This window comes from Devosia sp. SD17-2, from assembly GCF_029201565.1.
In the GTDB taxonomy this organism is placed as follows: domain Bacteria; phylum Pseudomonadota; class Alphaproteobacteria; order Rhizobiales; family Devosiaceae; genus Devosia.
On sequence record NZ_CP104002.1, the window covers coordinates 3,785,308 to 3,803,323 of the forward strand.

The window sequence follows — 18,016 nt, forward strand, 5'->3', positions numbered from 1 at the left end:
TCTTTTCCGGTTTCCAGCCCTCTGCCGCTGTCCTAATCTTCCGTCAGGGAGGCATCATGGCGCGCGCACCGCAAGAGGGGGCCAACAGGTCCAAAGAGATCAAGCGTCAGGCCGTGGTCATCGTCCACGGCCAGGGCGAGCAGCGCCCCATGGGCACGATCCGCGACTTCGTCGAAGTGCTCTGGCAGGAAAACCCTGAACTCGATACGCCCGGGGAAACCCATCCGCGCCCGCGCCCGATCTGGATCGTTCCGGACGACAAGAGCGGGCTCTACGAACTCCAGCGCATCACCACGCCCGAGCACAATGGTCGGCGGACCGATTTCTTCGAGCTCTATTACGCCGATCTCCTCAACGCCACGCCGCTGCGCAATCTCTGGCGCTGGATCAAGCGCCTTCTCTGGGTCGATCCCGGCTATGTGCCGCGCCACATGCGCTGGCCTTGGGCGGTGTTCTGGATCATCACCGTGGTCAGCATCATCTCGGCGCTGGGCGCGCTCCTCGCGCTGCCCAAACTGCTGTCCATGGATTGGTACGACCACTTCACCTCGCCCGACGCCGCGCGCGGGCACATCATCTCGCTGACGGCGCTGGGCCTGATCCTCGCGCCGAAATTTGCCCGCTGGCTCGCTGTCCTCAAGCGCATCCCCACCCAGCTCCTCGTCTTCATCATTGCCGTGGGCGTGCTCGACAGCTTTGGCTGGAACGGCCATGTGGTCAATCTGATGGTGTTGGGGTGGCTGGCCTATCTCGCCGACAATCTGCTGCTGCCCTATTTCGGCGATGCGGCAAGCTATCTCTCGGCCCAGACCGAAACCGTCCAGAGCCGTCAGGGGGTCAGGAACCGGGGCCTCGCGCTTCTCAAGGCGCTGCATGAAGACCCCGAATATGATCGGGTCATCGTCATAGCCCATTCGCTGGGCTCGGTTCTGGCCTATGACCTCCTGCACATTCTCTGGCGCGAGGTCGGGCCGACCAAGGACAATCCGCCCTGCGCCGAGGCAGAGGCCGCGGTGGCCGCGTTGACGCGTTTGTCGCCAAAGCGCCGGCGGACCAATGGTCCCCGGAGCTGGTGGCGCAGTATCAGGCCCTGCAATGGGCAGCCTTCGAGGCGCTGAGCCGACAAAAAGGCACGGTCGGCGGGGTCGGATCAGGCTGGAAGGTTTCCGACCTCATAACTCTTGGCACGCCGTTCTCCAGCGCCGAATTCCTCATAACGGATGGGCGGGCCGATTTTACCCGCATGAAGGCCGAGCGCGTCCTCCCCACGGCCCCGAGCCAACCCTATGACGAGACACATGGCGCGCTCTATCCCGATGGCGAAAAGGGCAAGGTCGCCCATCACGCGGCGTTATTTTCCACCGTGCGCTGGACCAATCTCTTTGATCGCTTTGATTCCTGGATGTTCTTCCTCGGCGACGCCATTTCGGGCCCGGTCGCCGGAGCCGAGCGCTTTGGCCCGGGCGTGCGCGATGTGGATGTGCCCATCGTCTGGGGGCGGCTGGGCTGGCGCATCTTCACCCACAACCTCTACTGGACCGATACGGCCGCAGAGGGCGATCCGCCCGCCGCCCATATCGACGCCTTCCGCGAGGCCGTGGGCCTCGAGCGGACCCAGGCCGCCTCGCCTCAATAGTGCGGCGGCGGCTTTTCCGTCGCCGGATCGGCGATATAGGAGCCGGTGCGAACCTGCTCTTCGAGCATGACGAGCTTGCGCGTCAGCAGATCAATGGTTTTCCATTGCTCGGTGAGGGCCGTGTTGAGGTCCTCGATCGCCTGATCCTGATAGGCGATGCGCGTTTCGAGCGAATCGATCCGCTCGCTGGTGTCGGAATTGGCCATGGCGCCCATCCTAAATATGATAGCTCCCCGGCATAGGGGGCCGGGCGCGCTTGCACAAGCCGTCTCAGCCTCTGCCGTAACAGCGCTGGCGTCGCCGCCGCAACCGCGAACAAGTTTACGTATACGGAACCCAAGTGCGGGCCGCGCCATTGATCCCCTGCAATCGCAAGGGAAGCCAAGCCATGGCCACCACCGCAGTCACCACCGTCACGAGCCCCACAGGCCATAGTGCTTTTTCCGGCGCACGCGCGCTTTTCGGCGTTGCCATTGCCGGTGGACTGCCGCTCGGCCTCTTCGGGCTCGCCAATCTGGCCGGCGAAAGCGTGGGCATCCTGCCGCTGTTCTTTTCCCCCTATGGCATTCCCGGTTGGCTCGGCGCCGGCATTCACCTCTCGCTGATGTTCCTGATCGGCGCGGCCGCTGGTCTTGCCGTGCAGAACGGCGGGCGCGGCGTGATCGGCTGGGTCGCGGCCCTCACCATCGGCATGATCGTCTTCCCGTTTCTTGCCCCATGGCTCGACAGCCTGCAGCTCGCGCTCTACGTCGTCGCCCTGTTGCTGCTCTGTGGCGCGACGACAAATCGTATCTACCGCAACTCGGTGCTCGGCGGCCTCCTCATGGTCCCTACACTTTTGTGGCTTGGCGTCGGCGCAGCCCTCGGCCTCACCATCGCCGCAGCATGGACACCGCCCTTCGCCCTGATGCAGGTCAACCAGCAGACGCCACCCCCGGCCCTGTAACGGCGCCTATAGTTACTCCCAGGTGCCCTCTTGCCGTCGGCGCGGATCGGCCCCAATTGGAAGGGGCAGGCACAAGGAGTTCCCATGACCAAACTGCTCAAGATCGATGTCTTCACCGATGTGGTGTGCCCCTGGTGCCTCGTGGGCTCCGAACGTCTCGACCAGGCTGTAGCCCGGCTCGGCGACGACGTTGAAGTCGTCATCGAAAACCACCCCTTTTATCTCGACCCGACCGTTCCGCCCGAGGGTGTCGACGTCGGGGAGATGCTGCGCACCAAATATGGCCGGGACCCCAAGGAAATGTGGGAGCGGGTGGAGAGCGAAGCGAAAAAGGCCGGCATTGATCTCGATCTGTCGCAGCAGCCGCGCATGTTCAACACGGCGAAGGCCCACACGATCACGCGGCTGTCAAAGCCCAATGGCAATCAGCACGAGCTGGCCAATGCCATTGCCGAGGCCTATTTCCTCGAGCACCGCCAGATCAATGACGACAATGTCCTGGCCGATATCGCCGCCCAGTTCGGCTGGGATCGCGGCGATGCGCTCGACGCCATGAACGATCCGGACCTGCTCAAGGCCACCGAGCAGATCGCCAAGGACGCCGCCCAGCAGGGCATTCGCGGCGTGCCTTTCTTCGTCTTTGGCGAGAAATATGCGCTATCCGGCGCCCAGCCCGATGAAGTGTTCGATCAGGCGCTGCAAAAAACGCTTTCTGAACTCTGATTTCCCCCTCTTTGCGATATAGTGCAGCAAATCGCTCCGGGGGTGGGTCATGACACTGCTGCGCCGCGGGCTCTATGCCCTCGTCATTCTTGTGGCTCTCGCTTACGCGGGGGCCATCGCCTACATGTATTTCAACCAGCGGGCTCTCCAGTACAGTCCCGCGGGCGAGATCATCCCGCTTAGCGCAACTACGCTCACGGATGCCGAAGAGGTCAAAATTCCATCCGGCAATGCCAGCGTCACCGCATGGTACAAGGCCCCGCCTCCCGGCCGGCCGGTGATCATTTTCTACAAGGGCAATACCGGCAGCTTCACCGAGGAACACCAGCGCTACGAGCAGTTCGTCGCCGACGGCTTCGGCTTTGCCGCCTTTGACTATCGCGGCTTTCCCACCTCGCCGGGGGAAATCTCGCAGGACAACATGCTCGAGGATTCCCTCGCCGTATTCGACTGGGTCGCCGCCAAGGGCGCCCCGATCATGATCTGGGGCCGCTCGATCGGCACCGGCCCCGCCACCTATGTTGCCGCCAATCGCGATGCCGAGGCCCTGCTGCTCGAAACCCCCTATCTCTCGGCTGTCACGGTCGCGGCCGATCGCTATCCGATCCTGCCCGTCGGCCTCGTCATGATGGACAAATTCCCCTCCAATGAGTGGATCCGCGATGTGAGCGAGCCGCTCTTGATCGCCCATGGCACGGCGGACGCCACGATTGGCGTCTCCAATGGCGAGCGTCTCTATGCCCTTGCCCCCAATCCTTCCGAACTCTGGATCGTCCCCGACGCCGATCACTCCGACCTTTGGGCCGCCGGGATCTGGGGCCAGGCCAAGCCCTTTTTCGAGAAAGCCCTTATTCCGTGACCAAGGCTATTCCGGCGGGCATGTCAGCCCGCCGAACCGCCATTATCGGCGGTCTCATGGTGGCGACTGGCCCGCTCAGTCTCACCCTTTATGCCCCCGCCCTGCCGACCATCGTTGACGATCTCAACACCACCGATGCAGCCGGCAAGCTGACGCTGACGGTCTATTTCGCCGCCTTCGCCCTGGGCCAGCTGATCTGCGGTCCGCTCTCCGACCGGTACGGTCGCCGCAGCGTCGGCATCGCTTTTTTCGCCATTTATGTGCTCGGCAGTCTTGTCGCCGCCTTCGCGCCGAGCCTCGAAGTGCTGTTTCTCGGCCGCTTCATCCAGGGCTTTGGCGTCTCCGCCGGCGTGGCCCTGTCCCGCGCCATGGTGCGCGACCAGTTCGTGGGCGCCGAGGCGATCCGCATCCTCACCATGGTCAACCTCATCCTGACCGTCACCCCCGCCGTCGCGCCGACGCTGGGCAGCGTCATGCTGCTGTTCGGCTCATGGCATTATCTCTTCGTGGTCATGGCCGGGTTCGGCCTTGCCATCCTCGCCATGCTGGGCACCAGCGCGCGCGAAACCCTGCCGGTCGAGCAGCGCATCCCGTTCAACGCCCGGGTGATCTTTTCCAATTATCGCGCCCTGATGACCGCGCCGGACTTCGTCTTTCCGGCCCTGCTGCTCTCGCTGGCCTTCAGCGGCTTTCACAGCTTTACGGCGCTCCTGCCCTTCATCCTCATCGACGACATGGGGCTCACCCCCTTCCAGTTCGCCATGGCCATGCTGGTACAGACGGCCTCTTTCATCTCCGGCAATCTTATCGCCGGCAGGCTTGCCGCACGCATGAGCGGGCAGAGGATCATCACGCTCGCCCTGGTGCTCCTGGCCCTTGGCGGGCTCGGCTTTATTGTCCTGCCGCTGCTGTTCCCGCTGTCGGTGATGGCGCTGATGGTGCCGGTCGGCATCTGGATGGTGGGCCTCGCCTTTATCGGCCCGAGCGCTACGGCCACGGCCATGGCCGGCTTCGGCAGCATGGCGGGCGCAGCCGGCGCGCTGACCGGATTTTTCCAGGTGGGCGGCGGGTTCGTCGGATCGCTGGCCGCAGGAACATTGTTCCCCGATGCCCGCACGGCATTGATGGTCATGATGCCGCTCTCGGCCATCATCGCCATCGGCCTGACCTGGTTCGATCGCCACCGGTCCAGACGAACACCTGCATAAGCGGGCCGACACAAACAAAAACGCCGCCTAAAGGGACGGCGTTAAAACTCTTCAAGCAGTCGAAGCCTAGTGGCGCGCCGGCGGCGCAGCGATCAGGCCTTCCCGCTGTGCGCGCTTGCGAGCCAGCTTGCGGGCGCGACGAACGGCCTCTGCTTTCTGGCGGGCTTTCTTCTCGGAGGGCTTCTCGTAGTAGTTCCGAAGCTTCATCTCGCGGAAGACGCCTTCACGCTGCAGCTTCTTCTTGAGGGCGCGCAGCGCCTGATCAACATTGTTATCGCGAACGACTACTTGCAAAGGTAACTGCCCCTTCAAAGCACATGCAAATCAATTGAATGGAAGCACAGAAGTCGCAGAGACGTCTGCGCCGACCAGCACCGCCGGTCATCGTGGCGGGGTCTATAGCGAAGTCGGCGACATTTGTCCACTAAAAGACTCACCGAAATGGGCGTCAAGCGGGTTTCCAGGACGCCTCACCAGTCTAGGTGACCGACTCATAACTTCGCAACCAGATACGGATTGAAGCGAGTTGGACTGATGCCAGGAAATTGTCGTCTCGCTTGTCGTATCGGGTTGCGATTGCCCTGAAGTGTTTGAGTTTGTTGAAGTAACGTTCGACAGCGTTGCGCTGGCGATAGACCCAGTGGCTGAATGGGAAGGTTTGCACGCGGTTGGGCATGGCGCGGATATTGGCCCATGCACCGCGCTCGGCCATGGTGCTGCGCAGGGCATCACTGTCGTAGGCTCGGTCTGCGAGCAGGATATTTCCAGCGGACAGGGTGGCAAACATGTCCGCTGCTGATCGCCCATCATGGGCCTGGCCTTCGGTCAGTTTGAGCTGGATCGGCCGCCCCTGGGCATCGACCAGCGCATGGATCTTGGTGGTCAGGCCGCCGCGCGAACGACCCATGCAACGGGATCGCTCGTCTTTTTTTGACCGTTGGCGGCGTGCTGGTGAACCCGGATCGAGGACGAGTCGATCATCTGCACGTCGCCATTGTAAGCGGCTGATACAGCGTCAAGAATGCGCGCCCAGTGGCCGGCCCTGCGCCACCGGTTGAAGCGGTTCACGCAGGTCGTGTGCGGGCCATACCGCGTCGGGATGTCGGCCCAGGGCGCGCCCGTGCGAAGCCGCCAGAAGATGCCGTTCAGAACACGCCGGTCATCGGCGCGCGGAACGCCGCGCACCTTCGTCGGAAGCAGCGGCTGGATCACAGACCACTCAAAATCCGTAAGATCAAAACGCGCCATCATCACCTCCTGTCCACCAAAGGGAAGGAATCACAACAGCAGCACTTTGGGAATCCCGTTAATGGGTATGTGACCTAGTCTGTTGCCCGTCCAGAACAGGGAGAATGACCCCATGATCACGCCCCTCGTGTTGCTTCCCGGCCTCCTCTGCGATGCTCGCCTGTGGCGGGACGTGGTCTTGCCCCTGCGTGACGCCATCTCCCCGATGGTGGCTGACCTGACCCTTGATGATGATATCGCCGACATGGCCGCGCGCACTCTGGCTGCCGCGCCACCGCGCTTTGCCCTCGCCGGTCTCTCGATGGGCGGATATGTGGCGTTTGAAATCCTGCGCCAGGCGCCCGAGCGTGTCACCCATCTGGCGCTGTTCGATACGTCGGCGCGGCCGGACACGCCGGAGCGCAAGGCGGCCAGAAGCGCCGGTATCGCCAATGTCCAGACGGGCAAATTCATCGGCGTCTCGCGCGGGCTGCTGCCAAGCCTCCTCACCCCGCAGAACCTGGGCACCCCACTCGCCGAAGAGGTTCAGGCCATGGCCGAGCGGCTCGGCAGGGATGTTTATATCCGCCAGCAGACCGCCATCATGAACCGCGCGGACTCCCGCCCCGATCTCGGAGGCATCACAATACCGGCGCTGGTCGGGGTCGGCGCGCTCGACAAACTCACCCCGCCCGAGCTGGCGGCGGAAATGGCCGAGGCCATCCCCGGAGCCAATCTCACCCATTTCCCCGACAGCGGACATCTGCCGCCGATGGAAAATCCGGAACCGGTGGCGGCAGCGCTCAGAACGCTGCTCGCCCGCTAAAGCAGTTCAGGGCGGATGATGCGGTTGATATGGCCCATCTTCCGCCCCGGACGCGCCTCGGCCTTGCCGTAGAGATGGGGCTGGGTCTGGCCGTCGAGGCCATTGGGGATCATGTCGACCTCATCGCCGATAAGGTTCTGCATCACCACATCGGCATAGCGGGTAGGATCGCCGAGTGGCCAGCCGGCGACGGCGCGCATATGCTGCTCGAACTGGTCGGTGAGGCACACCGCCTCGGTCCAGTGACCGGAATTGTGCACGCGCGGGGCAATCTCATTGACCATCAGCGTCGGGCGCTCGCCGCCGATGACGAAGAATTCCACCCCGAGTACGCCGACATAATCGAGCGCCACGACAATCACCTTGGCCAGCATGGCGGCATGCTTGGCCACGCCCGGCGCGATAACCGCCGGAACGGTGCTGGTGTGCAAAATATGGTGCCGATGAACGTTTTCCGCCGGATCAAAGGCGCGAACCGTGCCATCGGCGCCACGCGCCACCACCACGGAAATTTCCTTTTCGAAGTCGACGAAGCCTTCGAGCACCAGCGGATGCGGCGCCAGTTCGGCAAAGGCAGCTTCGGCGTCTTCGGGCGCACGCAGAACGCGCTGGCCCTTGCCGTCATAACCGAGGCGCGTGGTTTTCAGCACGGCGGGCAGGCCGAGTTCGCCGATGGCGGCCTTGAGCTCATCGAGCGAATGGACAGCGCGATAGGGCGCGACCGGGACATTCTTGGAGGCGAGAAAGCTCTTTTCGGCCAGCCGATCCTGCGAGATGGCCAGCGCATTGGCGCCGGGCCGCAGGGGCTTCAGGCCGGCCAGGATCTCTGCCGTGGCCGCCGGGACATTTTCGAATTCATAGGTGATGACATCGACGCTCTCGGCAAAGGCGCGCAGGGCGGCTTCGTCGTCATAGGCGGCGACGGTCTTGAGCGGGGTCACATCGAAGGCCGGGCTATTGGGATCCGGGCAATAGATGTGGCTCTTGAGCCCCAGTTTTGCCCCGGCCAGGGCCAGCATGCGCCCAAGCTGCCCCCCGCCCAGAATGCCAATGGTGGAACCGGGAGGAAGCGGAGCGAGGGACTGGGACAAGGGACTACTCGAGATCGGTTGGAAACTGCGGGACGGCCTGGGTCTGGCGGGCGCGGAAGGCGTCGAGCCGGTCGGCCAGATCGTCGTCATTGAGAGCGAGGACGGCGGCCGCGAGCAGCGCCGCATTGATCGCGCCGGGTTCGCCGATGGCCAGCGTGCCCACCGGAATGCCGCCGGGCATCTGCACGATGGAATGGAGGCTGTCCACCCCATTGAGCGCCTTGGAGCGCACCGGCACGCCGAACACCGGCAGCGGCGTCAGCGCGGCGATCATGCCCGGCAGATGGGCAGCCCCGCCGGCCCCGGCGATGATGATCTTGAACCCTTCTTCGCGGGCCGTGGTGGCAAAATCCACCATGCGCTCGGGCGTGCGATGCGCCGAAACGATGCGCGCCTCATATTCGACTTCGAGGGTTTCGAGGGTTTCAGCAGCCAGTTTCATTGTGGGCCAGTCCGACTGACTGCCCATGACGATGGCGACCTGTGGCTTGAGCATGGCGGTTTCTCCCCTGCCGCTCCGCAAAGCGCGCATCTAGCCCAGAATCAGCGACAACTCAAGGCGCTACGACCAGTTCAGGCGATGATGTCGGGCAGGAGAATATTCTCCAGCTGCACGATCCGGTCCTTGAGGGCGAGTTTGCGCTTCTTGAGACGCTGCACCAGCATGCGATCGGCAAAAGCCGAGTGGGTCAGCGTGGCGATGGCCGCGTCAAGATCGGCATGCTCCTGCCGCTTCGTAGCCAATTCAAGCCCGTATTGGGCTTCCTGTTCCTTGGAAAGCGAGAGCATCTGAATCCGGTATTTCGAGCGCCAGACATACCCTTGGTTAACTGATCACGGAAGGTTTTGCATCTGATTTCGCGGAGGGGTCCGTGAGCCATCGACAAAGCATGAATTATTTGTGACGATCCCCCTGTCCAAGACGCTGAAAGGAGTTGTTTATGACGACTGAAGGCCACATCGCGGCGCTGGAACGGCGCCATCAGGAACTGGACCGGCAGATTCAGGCAGAAATGCAGAACCGCCAATATGACGACCTGATGGTCAACACACTCAAACGAAAGAAATTGGAAGTTAAGGATCAACTCAGCCGCATGCAGAGCGCTGAGACGCATTAGTCCAAACGATCTTGTTTTAATCGATTAGGATCTGGGGTCGCGGTTTGCCGGGGCCCTTTTTGTTTGCCCAATACTCGCCGCCGTTAAAAATTCATTAGGCTTAACATCCTCTTAAGAACACCGCGCCACTCTCTTCCCAAAACGGCACAAGCCGATTCGTGCCCCCGAGACCTGGAGTTTGGATGACGCGCGTTCTCGTAGTCGATGACGATCCCGTTCAGTTGCGCCTCACGGCGGAAGTGGCCAATCGCGCCGGCTTCAAGCCGATCACCGCCACGGGGGGCGAACAGGCCCTCTCCATTCTTCGCGACGACCGCAATATCGGGGTGATGATCCTCGATCTGGTCATGCCCGATCTCGACGGCATGGGCGTGATGGCCGCCATGCGCCAGGAGGGGCTGACCACTCCGGTCATCATCCAGACCTCCACTGCCTCGCTCGACACCGTCATCTCGGCCATGCGCCAGGGCGCGGCGGACTATTTCGTCAAGCCAGTGTCCCCCGAGCGGCTGGTCATCTCGCTGCGCAACACGATGAAGCTCGAAACGCTCGAGGCCGCCATCCGCGCCGAGCAGGCGCGCAAATCGGGCACCTTCACCCGCTCCGACATGATCGCCTCGGCCCCCTCCATGGCGCGCGTCCTGACGCTCTGCGCCAAGGCGGCCAAGAGCCCGATCCCCGTCCTCATCGAGGGCGAGACCGGCGTCGGCAAGGAGCTTGTCGCCCGCATCATCCAGGGCACGGGCGAACGAGCCGGAAAACCCTTCGTCACCGTCAACTGCGGCGCCATCCCGCCAAACCTGGTTGAGTCCGTCCTCTTCGGCCACAAGAAGGGTGCCTTTACCGGCGCCTATGCCGACCAACCCGGCAAATTTGCCGAGGCCCATGGCGGGACGCTGTTCCTCGACGAAGTCGGCGAACTGCCGCTCGACACCCAGGTGAAACTGCTCCGCGCCCTCCAGGAAGGCGAGATCGAGCCGGTCGGCGCAACGCGCCCCGAGCGGGTCAATGTCCGGGTCATCTCGGCCACCAACAGGCGCCTCCTCAACCTCGCCAAGTCCGGCGAGTTTCGCGAGGACCTGTTCTACCGGCTCAACGTCTTCCCCATCTACATGCCCCCGCTGCGCGAGCGCATGGAAGACCTCTCGGCGCTGGTCAATCATTTCATCGCCCGCTTTGCTGCCGAAGCCGGCAAGCGCGTTCTCGGGATTACCCCGCCGGCGCTCGACCTGCTCAGCAGCTATGACTGGCCGGGCAATGTGCGGCAGCTCGAAAACGCGGTCTATCGCGCCGTGGTGCTCACCGATGGCGCCTTCCTCGAAGTGCCCGATTTCCCGCAGATCCTCGCCCAGCAGAACGGCCGCGACGATGTGCTGCGCAGCGTCGAGGCCCGCCCGGTGCTGGCCTCGCCCATCCATATCGACAGCGCCCCGCCGCGCGAGCGCATCGCCGCATCGCCCGAGCCCGCCCGCGACCGCTTCCTCACCGAAACCGGCGAACTGCAGACCCTTGCCGCCATCGAGCGCGAAGCCATCGCCTTTGCCATCGACTATCACGGCGGCCGCATGTCGCGCGTCGCGCGGGCCCTCGGCATCGGGCGCTCGACGCTTTATCGCAAGCTGCATGAATATGGCCTCGCCGAAGGGCTGATCAACGACGCCGCCTGAGGCGAAAAACGACCGACCCGGTGCAGCTTTGCCACAGGGGTCTGCCAAAAAGCCGGCGCCGCTCCACAAAGCGGCGCCGTTAACCTTGTTGCTTACCGCATCGTTAAGAGATTGCGTCGTTTTTTACACGCAATCTTAAACCTTCGGTCCGTCGACGAGGTCACCATGAAACGTTCCGCCATCGCGCTGTCTGCAATTCTGGCGCTGTCCGCCTCCGCTCATGCGGCGGATCTGGGCTGGTCGAGCGCACCCGCCGCCTCCCCTATTTATTCGGCCACGCCCGCTTCGGGCTGGGGTGGCTTCTACGCCGGTATCAACGGCGGCTACACCTGGGGCACGACCAGCACCAACCCCGCCATCATGGGCGCGGTCGACAATAATTCGAGCGGTTGGACCCTGGGCGGTCAGCTCGGCTACAATTACGACATGGGTGGCTTCGTGATCGGCGGTGAAGCCGATCTGCAGTGGGCCAATATCGCCTATGGCGCGCCCGCCGGCGTGTTCGGCGACTTCAAGGCCTCTACCGATGTCTTCGGTACGGCCCGTATCCGCGCTGGTGCCGCCTTCGGCCAGGTCATGCCCTACGCCACGCTCGGCGCCGCCTTCGGTCGCGGCACTGCCACCCTCACCAACAACCAGAACGTCGTGACCTCCCAGTCGGCCAACCACATCGGCTGGACCGCTGGTGTCGGTCTCGAAGCCCAGGCCACGCCGAACCTCTCGTTCAAGGCCGAATATCTCTACGTCGACCTCGGCAAGCAGTCCTACAACGGCCTGCCCGTCGGCAATGTCGAAGTGACCCAGCGCTTCAGCGTCATCCGCGCCGGCGTCAACTACAAGTTCTAATCCGCTTCCAAAGCGGTCCCATGCAGCCAAGGCCGGTGGCTTGATATCCACTGCGCCTCAAATTCAGGGGCCCGGGGTTCTCACTGAGAACTCCGGGCCCCATTTGTTTGGTGTCGCCAGACCAGACGCCTCATACCCCAAAAAAGCTGGGGCCGCCCCGTTTCAGGCGCGGTCCCATTCTTTATGGTCTTGAGGCCGGATCAGTTCGCCAGCGCGGCGTCCCAGAGATAGACGCGCTCGTCGCGGCGGGCTTCCCAGTTGATCCGGTTGGACACGCCATAGAAGTCCGGCTGGAAGTAGAGCATCAGCCACGGCGGATCGTTATAAAACACCTCGAGCATGCGGTTGATGATCGGGCGCTGCTCCTCAGCGGTCGCTGTCTCGGCGATTTCGGCCCAGCCGTCGAACCATTCCGGATTGCTCCAGGAGGTGTAGTTCGTGCCGGATTCGACGGTCGCCAGATCGGTCATGTCGATCAGCGGCTCGGAGAGGTTGCCGCCCGAACCGAGGAAGAACAGCGGGCCGGCATCATGGGCCGAGATCAGCGGCACATAGACGGAGGCAAACTCCATCAGCTCGACTTCCGTCTCGACACCGATATCGGTCAGATACTGGCCGATGGCCTGCAGCACATTGGCATCGTTGAGGTAGCGACCGCGCGGACCCTGCAGCTTGATGGTGAAACGGACGCCGTTTTCGCCGCGGGGATAGCCGGCTTCATCGAGAAGCTTTTCGGCCATTTCCGGATCATAGGCATATGGCTCGATATTCGGGTTGTCGTTAGGCGGATTGACGAGGCCGGTCGCACGCTCGCAGTCGAAATTGAGCAACTGCGTACAGATCGCCGGCACGTCCAGTGCATACTGCAGGGCAACGCGAACGGCGCTGTTCTGGATCGCGGCACCGCCCTCGCTGGCCTCGGCAAAATCTTCGCGCAGGTTGAAGCCGACATACATGCGGCGTGTGCCCTGCACGGCCTGCACTGTGGCAGTACCCGACGCGTTGATGGGCTCAAGCTGGTCGGGCGAGACATTGGTGATGATGTCGACATTGCCCGCGATCAACTCAGCGGCCCGGGTCGAGGCTTCGGGAATGATGCGATAGACCAGTTTGTCGAAAGTGCCGGGGTCGCGATATTTTTCCAACACGATCTCTGACGCGCGATCCCAACGGACGAGCTTGTAGGAGCCCGATCCGATCGGACGCTCGGCCGCTTCATCAAGGCTCATGGCCTCGTAGCTGTCCTTGCAGTGGATCATCACTTCGCTCATCAGCGTGAAAGCGATCGGGTTCTTGCGGCCGATGGTGATCTTCACCTCGGTGTCGCTGATAGCCTCGGCGCCCTGGAAGCCGATCGAGGAGTAGATGTAGCCCGGGGTGTTGCCGGTGAACCCATACTGGGGATCGGCCGGGCGGGTGAACGAGTAGGCCACGTCCTCTGCCGTCAGCGCCTCGCCATCCTCACAGGTCAGGCCTTCTGGAATGGTGTAGGTATATTCCAAACCATCTTCAGACACCGAATAGGACGACGCCAGATCCGGCACGATCTCGCCGCTTGGCAGCGGCTCATAGAGCGTACGGAAAATATGGCGCGCGATATTGGAGCTGTCGCGGGCCGCGATCTGGGCTGGATCGAAAGTCGGCGCATCGTTGGACAGGCCGACAACGATCGTGTTGGCGCTGGGCTGCGCCAGTGCCGGGATCACGGGCGCGAGCAGCGCAATCGCGCTCGCCGTGATCAGGTGTTTCATCACTCTCATGCTCTTATGCCTCCGCTTTAAAAAAGAGATTTTTGCTTGTTGCTGACGACGGCTCAGGCGGCGTCCTGCAGGCGCCGGGAGATCGGCTGCCCGCCCTTGAAGACGGTCAGTCGGGTCCGATCGCGCAAGATCGAGATTTCCGTTGTCGGGTCCCCTGCTACGAGCACAAGGTCGGCCAGCTTGCCCGCGACGAGCCGTCCGGCGTCGATCTGCATCAGGTCAGCACCGACCGCCGTCGCGCAGTGGATCGCTTCGATTTCGGAAAAGCCGCCCTCTACCAGAAGCTCGATCTCACGCAGATTGCCCGTACCGTGCGGCAGGAAAAACCCGGCATCCGAGCCCATGGCAACCTTGACCCCAGCCGCTTTGGCGCGGGTGAGCCGATCCCATTTTGCGGTCTCGGACTCCCTGGCCCAGCGAAGGGTGCGCTCGGAGGCACCATGCTCGATGATGTAGGCCGACGAGGCCTCATTCACCGCCAGCGTCGGCACGAGATAAGTGCCGTGCCTTGCCATGTAGTCGAGCGTTTCGTCGTCGATCCAGTGCGCGTGCTCGACCGTGTCGCATCCGGCGCGAATTGCGGCGGACAGCGGCGGACCGCCCGAGGTATGCGCGCCAACCATCAGGCCCTGCTCATGAGCTTCCTCGCAGGCAGCCGTGATTTCAGCCAGCGTCATCTCGAAGCGAAAATAACGCTCGTCGCGGCGCGAGCCGACGCAGGGATTGAGCTTGATGAAATCGGCGCCGCGCTTGATCTGCTCCCGCACGCCGCGGCGGAACCCGTCCGGCCCTTCGCAATTGGCATTCATGTCCCGGAACATGACGTGATCGCCAAATCCGGGCTGGTCCATGTGACCGCCGGTTACCGTCAGTCCCAGACCGCACGCCTTGATGCGCGGCCCTTCGATCTGGCCGGCATCAATGGCCCGGCGCAGATCGATAATGGTGCCGCCCGGCGCGTGCATGTCGCGTACCGCAGTGATCCCATATTCGAGCGTCTCACGGGCATAGCGCGCTGCCCGAAGGGCCATTGCCGGATAGTGGATCACGGTCGTCTCGGAGCGAAAGGCGTTGAGATCCACCGCTCCGCTATAGGCCATGTGCACATGGGTATCGATGAGCCCGGGTATGATCGTTGTCCCTGCCGGAGCATCTATGATTTCGGCGCCCTCGGGCTCCCCCAGATCGGCCGCACGACCCACTGCCTTGATGCGCTCGCCCTCGATCAGGATCGCCGCTCCTTCGAGAGCTGGCGCACCCGTCCCATCGATAAGCTTGTCAGCTCGGATCAGTTTCATGCGAACACCTCGCCAGGAAAGGAAGAAATCAGTTTGCCGGCTTCGGCGACCTTATAGCCGTCCTTGAAGACGGTCAGCCGGTTGGCATCTCCGAGGATGGAGATATCGGCGAGCGGATCGCCATCAACGATCAGCATGTCGGCAAGCTTGCCCTCGGCCAGCAAGCCGACAGGCAGGGACATCAGTTCGGCGTTGATTCGCGTGGCCGCGATAATGGCTTCCATCTCGGTCAAGCCGCCCTGCACCAGCAGCGCCAGTTCCCGCCAGTGCATGGAGCCATGGGGCACCATGAAACCGGCATCGGTGCCCGAGCCGATCTTTATGCCTGCCTTGCGCGCCTTTTCGAGCGAAACCCATTTGGCCTCGCGCGAGGCAAGGGCCCAATCCGAGAGGGTCTCTCCCGGCGCCAGGGGAACTTCGAAATTGCGCTCATTGACCAAAAGCGTCGGCACGAGGAAGGTACCGCGCTCGGCCATCAGTTCGATGCAGTCGTCATCGATCCAATGGGCGTGCTCGACGCAATCCACGCCATTGGCCACGGTCGCCGTCAGCGGCGGGCCGCCCGAAGTGTGCGAGGCAACATAAAGCCCCTGGGCATGCGCCTCATCGCAGGCGGCGCGGATTTCGGCCGGGTTCATTTCCGGGCGCCAATAGACCCCGGGGACCTTGCGCGAGCCCACAGCTGTATTGACCTTGATGAAGTCAGCCCCCCGCCGCGCTTCCGTGCGCACCCCCTTGAGAAATTCGTCCGGGCCAACGCAGGGATGGGCAAAGCCGTCGAGCGAAACGTGCTCGGCGAAATCGGGCAGGTCCATATGGCCGCCCGTCACCGTCAGCCCGCGCCCGCAGGCGCTGAGGCGCGGTCCCACCACATCGCCGCGCGCAATCGCGTCGCGCAGATCGATGGCGACACCGCCGGGCGCATGCATGTCGCGCAGGGCGGTAAACCCATAGGTCAGCGACAGCTGGGCGTGGGAAGCCGCACGCAGCGCCATGGCGGGATAGGATGCATCCATCTTCTCGGCGCGCAGCACGGCGCTGTTTTCCGAGCCGCTATAGGTAATGTGCACGTGGCTGTCGATCAGCCCCGGCATCAGGGTCGCGCCCGGCTTGGCCGCGATGACCGTCGCGCCTTCTGGCGTGCCGAAATCGGCCTGTCGGCCCACCGCAAGGATGCGGCCCTTTTCAACGAGTACGGCACCCTTTTCGATGGGCGCCGCGCCCGTGCTGTCGATCACCTGATCGGCAAGAAATATCTGTCTCATCGGATCGTCTTGTCCCCTGTCCCTTGTGTGGTCGACCTGGCAGCGGAGAGGACCCCTGCCCCGCTCCGCCTCGTCGGCCTAGTGCACCGCGACGCCGCCCTTGAAGACGCGAAGCTGGCTGATGTCGTGAAGGATGGTGATGTCCTCGAGCGGGTTACCGTCGACCAGGACAATGTCGGCATATTTGCCAGCCTGGATCCGTCCGGCCTCGATCTCCATCATGTCGGCGCTCGTCGAGGTGGCCGCGATGATCGCTTCCATCGGGGTATACCCGCCCTTGACCATCAGGATCAGCTCATAGGCGCCCCATTTGCCGTTCTCGAGCTGGAAGCCGCTATCGGTGCCGGTGCAGACGCGAATGCCGGCCTTGCGCACGAGCTCGAGCGTCTTCCACTTGGCCGCGCTCGATTCCCGATGCCAGCGCTTGTACTTCTCGGCCAGGTCCGGATTGTCGACCGCGTAGCTGGCGTGGACGTCATTGATCGTCAGCGTCGGCACGAAAATCGTGTTGTGCTTGACCATGAGCTCGATGGTCGGCTCGTCGATCCAGTGGCCGTGCTCGATTGTGTCGACGCCATTGCGCACCGAGGCGGCAACGCCGTCCGGGCCATAGGTATGGGCCGCCACAAGCACGCCCTGGGCATGGGCCTCATCGCAGGCCGCCCGAATTTCGTCCTCGGTCATTTCCTGGCGCCAGAAGCGCGTCGGGCTGTTGTGATAGGACACCCAGGTGTTGAGCTTGATGAAGTCAGCGCCGCGCTTGAGCTGCTCGCGAACGCCTTGCCGGAAGCCGTCCGGCCCATTGCAGGGCGCCGTCATGTTCTGGAAGCTGACATGGTCGGCCCAGCCGCCCTCGTCCATGTGACCACCCGTGACCGTCAGCCCCATGCCACAGGCCTTGATGCGCGGACCAGTGATATAGCCGGCGTCGATCGCCTTGCGCAGATCGATGATCGTGCCACCCGGTGCTGCCAGATCGCGCACCGAGGTAAAGCCCGAGCGCAGCGTCTGCTGGGCATAATAGGCGGCACGCAGGGAAATCTCTGCATAGGACATGCTCGCCATTTCCCATTTGTGCATGCCGGATTCGTCGGGCGTGCCCGGGGAACGCAGATGCACATGGGCGTCGAACATGCCCGGCATGAGCGTGCCGGTCGTCTCGATGATCTCGGCGCCTTCCGGTGCGCCGATATCGGCAGAACGGCCGACGGCGATGATCCGCTCGCCCTCGACAAGAACCGCACCGTGCTCGATGACACCCCCAGTGCCATCAATCACCAACTGCGCGCGGAACAGCTTCATAACGCCCCCTGCCATAACTTGTAATACATTTAGACTTTCACACAAACTCCGACATGGCAATAACAGCGGGGATGCGCGGTCCAATGCAGGGAAGCAGCGGCAAACAAGAGGGGAAGCAGCCTGGGGCCAGCGGGTCCTTCGACCGAGAGATCCACCGCCGCACCAGCACCGGGGAGAAAATGCGAGCAGCGCCTACAAAGTTGAGCCCCCTCAAGCCCACTTGTGGGGTAGACACATATTCTCC

20 protein-coding genes are annotated in these 18,016 nt (G+C 63.1%); 10 read left to right on the forward strand and 10 right to left on the reverse strand.

Features of this window, described 5'->3' with window-relative positions; genetic code table 11:
* Positions 1-56: 56 nt before the first annotated feature.
* Positions 57-1,118, forward strand: coding sequence for a hypothetical protein (locus NYQ88_RS18650; protein ID WP_275652582.1), 1,062 nt, complete (start codon positions 57-59; stop codon positions 1,116-1,118).
* Positions 1,073-1,636, forward strand: coding sequence for a hypothetical protein (locus tag NYQ88_RS18655; protein WP_275652583.1), 564 nt, complete (start codon positions 1,073-1,075; stop codon positions 1,634-1,636). Before NYQ88_RS18650 ends, NYQ88_RS18655 begins: the two co-directional genes overlap by 46 nt.
* Here the strand turns inward: NYQ88_RS18655 and NYQ88_RS18660 are convergent.
* Positions 1,630-1,842, reverse strand: coding sequence for a SlyX family protein (locus tag NYQ88_RS18660; protein ID WP_275652584.1), 213 nt, complete (start codon positions 1,840-1,842; stop codon positions 1,630-1,632). The two genes, NYQ88_RS18655 and NYQ88_RS18660, sit on opposite strands and share 7 nt — an antisense overlap.
* A 182-nt stretch (positions 1,843-2,024) precedes the next feature.
* Here NYQ88_RS18660 and NYQ88_RS18665 point away from each other — a divergent pair, with 182 nt between their 5' ends.
* The 4 genes from NYQ88_RS18665 to NYQ88_RS18680 all read left to right on the forward strand — a co-directional run bounded on the left by NYQ88_RS18665 (position 2,025) and on the right by NYQ88_RS18680 (position 5,372).
* Positions 2,025-2,582 carry a tryptophan-rich sensory protein gene (locus NYQ88_RS18665; RefSeq protein ID WP_275652585.1) on the forward strand — a complete coding sequence of 186 codons (558 nt, stop codon included), beginning with the start codon at positions 2,025-2,027 and terminating at the stop codon, positions 2,580-2,582.
* An 84-nt stretch (positions 2,583-2,666) separates the two neighbouring features.
* Positions 2,667-3,305 carry a DsbA family oxidoreductase gene (locus NYQ88_RS18670; RefSeq protein WP_275652586.1) on the forward strand — a complete coding sequence of 213 codons (639 nt, stop codon included), beginning with the start codon at positions 2,667-2,669 and terminating at the stop codon, positions 3,303-3,305.
* A gap of 49 nt (positions 3,306-3,354) precedes the next feature.
* Complete coding sequence (locus NYQ88_RS18675; RefSeq protein ID WP_275652587.1) at positions 3,355-4,164, forward strand: alpha/beta hydrolase; 810 nt, start codon at positions 3,355-3,357, stop codon at positions 4,162-4,164.
* Positions 4,161-5,372: a multidrug effflux MFS transporter gene (locus tag NYQ88_RS18680; RefSeq protein WP_275652588.1), complete on the forward strand. Its 1,212-nt coding sequence runs from the start codon at positions 4,161-4,163 to the stop codon at positions 5,370-5,372. The genes NYQ88_RS18675 and NYQ88_RS18680 overlap by 4 nt, the downstream gene beginning before the upstream one ends.
* A gap of 66 nt (positions 5,373-5,438) precedes the next feature.
* Here the strand turns inward: NYQ88_RS18680 and rpsU are convergent, their stop codons facing one another.
* Together rpsU and NYQ88_RS18690 are read right to left on the reverse strand one after the other, a co-directional pair.
* Positions 5,439-5,666, reverse strand: coding sequence for a 30S ribosomal protein S21 (gene rpsU / locus NYQ88_RS18685; protein ID WP_275652589.1), 228 nt, complete (start codon positions 5,664-5,666; stop codon positions 5,439-5,441).
* Positions 5,667-5,850: 184 nt separating this feature from the next.
* Positions 5,851-6,620, reverse strand: a protein-coding gene (locus NYQ88_RS18690; RefSeq protein WP_275654860.1) for an IS5 family transposase whose coding sequence is annotated in 2 segments (ribosomal slippage) — positions 5,851-6,306 and positions 6,309-6,620 — 768 coding nt in all. Because the reading frame shifts where the segments join, the coding sequence is not laid out codon by codon here.
* Between the two features lie 112 nt (positions 6,621-6,732).
* Here NYQ88_RS18690 and NYQ88_RS18695 point away from each other — a divergent pair.
* A complete protein-coding gene (locus tag NYQ88_RS18695) occupies positions 6,733-7,425 on the forward strand; it encodes an alpha/beta fold hydrolase (protein WP_275652590.1) in 693 nt (230 codons plus the stop codon).
* Here the strand turns inward: NYQ88_RS18695 and NYQ88_RS18700 are convergent.
* The 3 genes from NYQ88_RS18700 to NYQ88_RS18710 all read right to left on the reverse strand — a co-directional run bounded on the left by NYQ88_RS18700 (position 7,422) and on the right by NYQ88_RS18710 (position 9,305).
* Positions 7,422-8,516 carry a 5-(carboxyamino)imidazole ribonucleotide synthase gene (locus tag NYQ88_RS18700; protein WP_275652591.1) on the reverse strand — a complete coding sequence of 365 codons (1,095 nt, stop codon included), beginning with the start codon at positions 8,514-8,516 and terminating at the stop codon, positions 7,422-7,424. The two genes, NYQ88_RS18695 and NYQ88_RS18700, sit on opposite strands and share 4 nt — an antisense overlap.
* A gap of 4 nt (positions 8,517-8,520) precedes the next feature.
* Positions 8,521-9,012 (reverse strand): 5-(carboxyamino)imidazole ribonucleotide mutase, encoded by a 492-nt coding sequence (gene purE, locus NYQ88_RS18705; protein ID WP_275652592.1) that lies wholly within the window; start codon positions 9,010-9,012, stop codon positions 8,521-8,523.
* A 77-nt stretch (positions 9,013-9,089) separates the two neighbouring features.
* Complete coding sequence (locus NYQ88_RS18710; RefSeq protein WP_275652593.1) at positions 9,090-9,305, reverse strand: DUF465 domain-containing protein; 216 nt, start codon at positions 9,303-9,305, stop codon at positions 9,090-9,092.
* Between the two features lie 152 nt (positions 9,306-9,457).
* On the opposite strand from NYQ88_RS18710, the gene NYQ88_RS18715 reads away from it, so the two are divergent.
* From NYQ88_RS18715 to NYQ88_RS18725, 3 genes are all read left to right on the forward strand, one after another.
* A complete protein-coding gene (locus NYQ88_RS18715) occupies positions 9,458-9,634 on the forward strand; it encodes a DUF465 domain-containing protein (protein WP_275652594.1) in 177 nt (58 codons plus the stop codon).
* Between the two features lie 182 nt (positions 9,635-9,816).
* Positions 9,817-11,301 carry a sigma-54 dependent transcriptional regulator gene (locus tag NYQ88_RS18720; RefSeq protein ID WP_275652595.1) on the forward strand — a complete coding sequence of 495 codons (1,485 nt, stop codon included), beginning with the start codon at positions 9,817-9,819 and terminating at the stop codon, positions 11,299-11,301.
* Between the two features lie 165 nt (positions 11,302-11,466).
* Positions 11,467-12,147 (forward strand): outer membrane protein, encoded by a 681-nt coding sequence (locus NYQ88_RS18725; RefSeq protein WP_275652596.1) that lies wholly within the window; start codon positions 11,467-11,469, stop codon positions 12,145-12,147.
* Between the two features lie 200 nt (positions 12,148-12,347).
* Here NYQ88_RS18725 and NYQ88_RS18730 read toward each other — a convergent pair whose 3' ends face one another.
* The 4 genes from NYQ88_RS18730 to NYQ88_RS18745 form a co-directional block, all read right to left on the reverse strand.
* The gene (locus NYQ88_RS18730; protein ID WP_275652597.1) at positions 12,348-13,898 is read right to left on the reverse strand and encodes an ABC transporter substrate-binding protein; all 1,551 of its coding nucleotides are present in this window, start codon (positions 13,896-13,898) and stop codon (positions 12,348-12,350) included.
* A 62-nt stretch (positions 13,899-13,960) separates the two neighbouring features.
* The gene (locus NYQ88_RS18735) at positions 13,961-15,205 is read right to left on the reverse strand and encodes an amidohydrolase family protein (protein ID WP_275652598.1); all 1,245 of its coding nucleotides are present in this window, start codon (positions 15,203-15,205) and stop codon (positions 13,961-13,963) included.
* Positions 15,202-16,470 (reverse strand): amidohydrolase family protein, encoded by a 1,269-nt coding sequence (locus NYQ88_RS18740; protein ID WP_275652599.1) that lies wholly within the window; start codon positions 16,468-16,470, stop codon positions 15,202-15,204. The genes NYQ88_RS18735 and NYQ88_RS18740 overlap by 4 nt, the downstream gene beginning before the upstream one ends.
* Positions 16,471-16,548: 78 nt before the next feature.
* Positions 16,549-17,772, reverse strand: a complete 1,224-nt coding sequence (locus NYQ88_RS18745) for an amidohydrolase family protein (protein ID WP_275652600.1) — start codon at positions 17,770-17,772, stop codon at positions 16,549-16,551.
* Positions 17,773-18,016 lie beyond the last annotated feature (244 nt).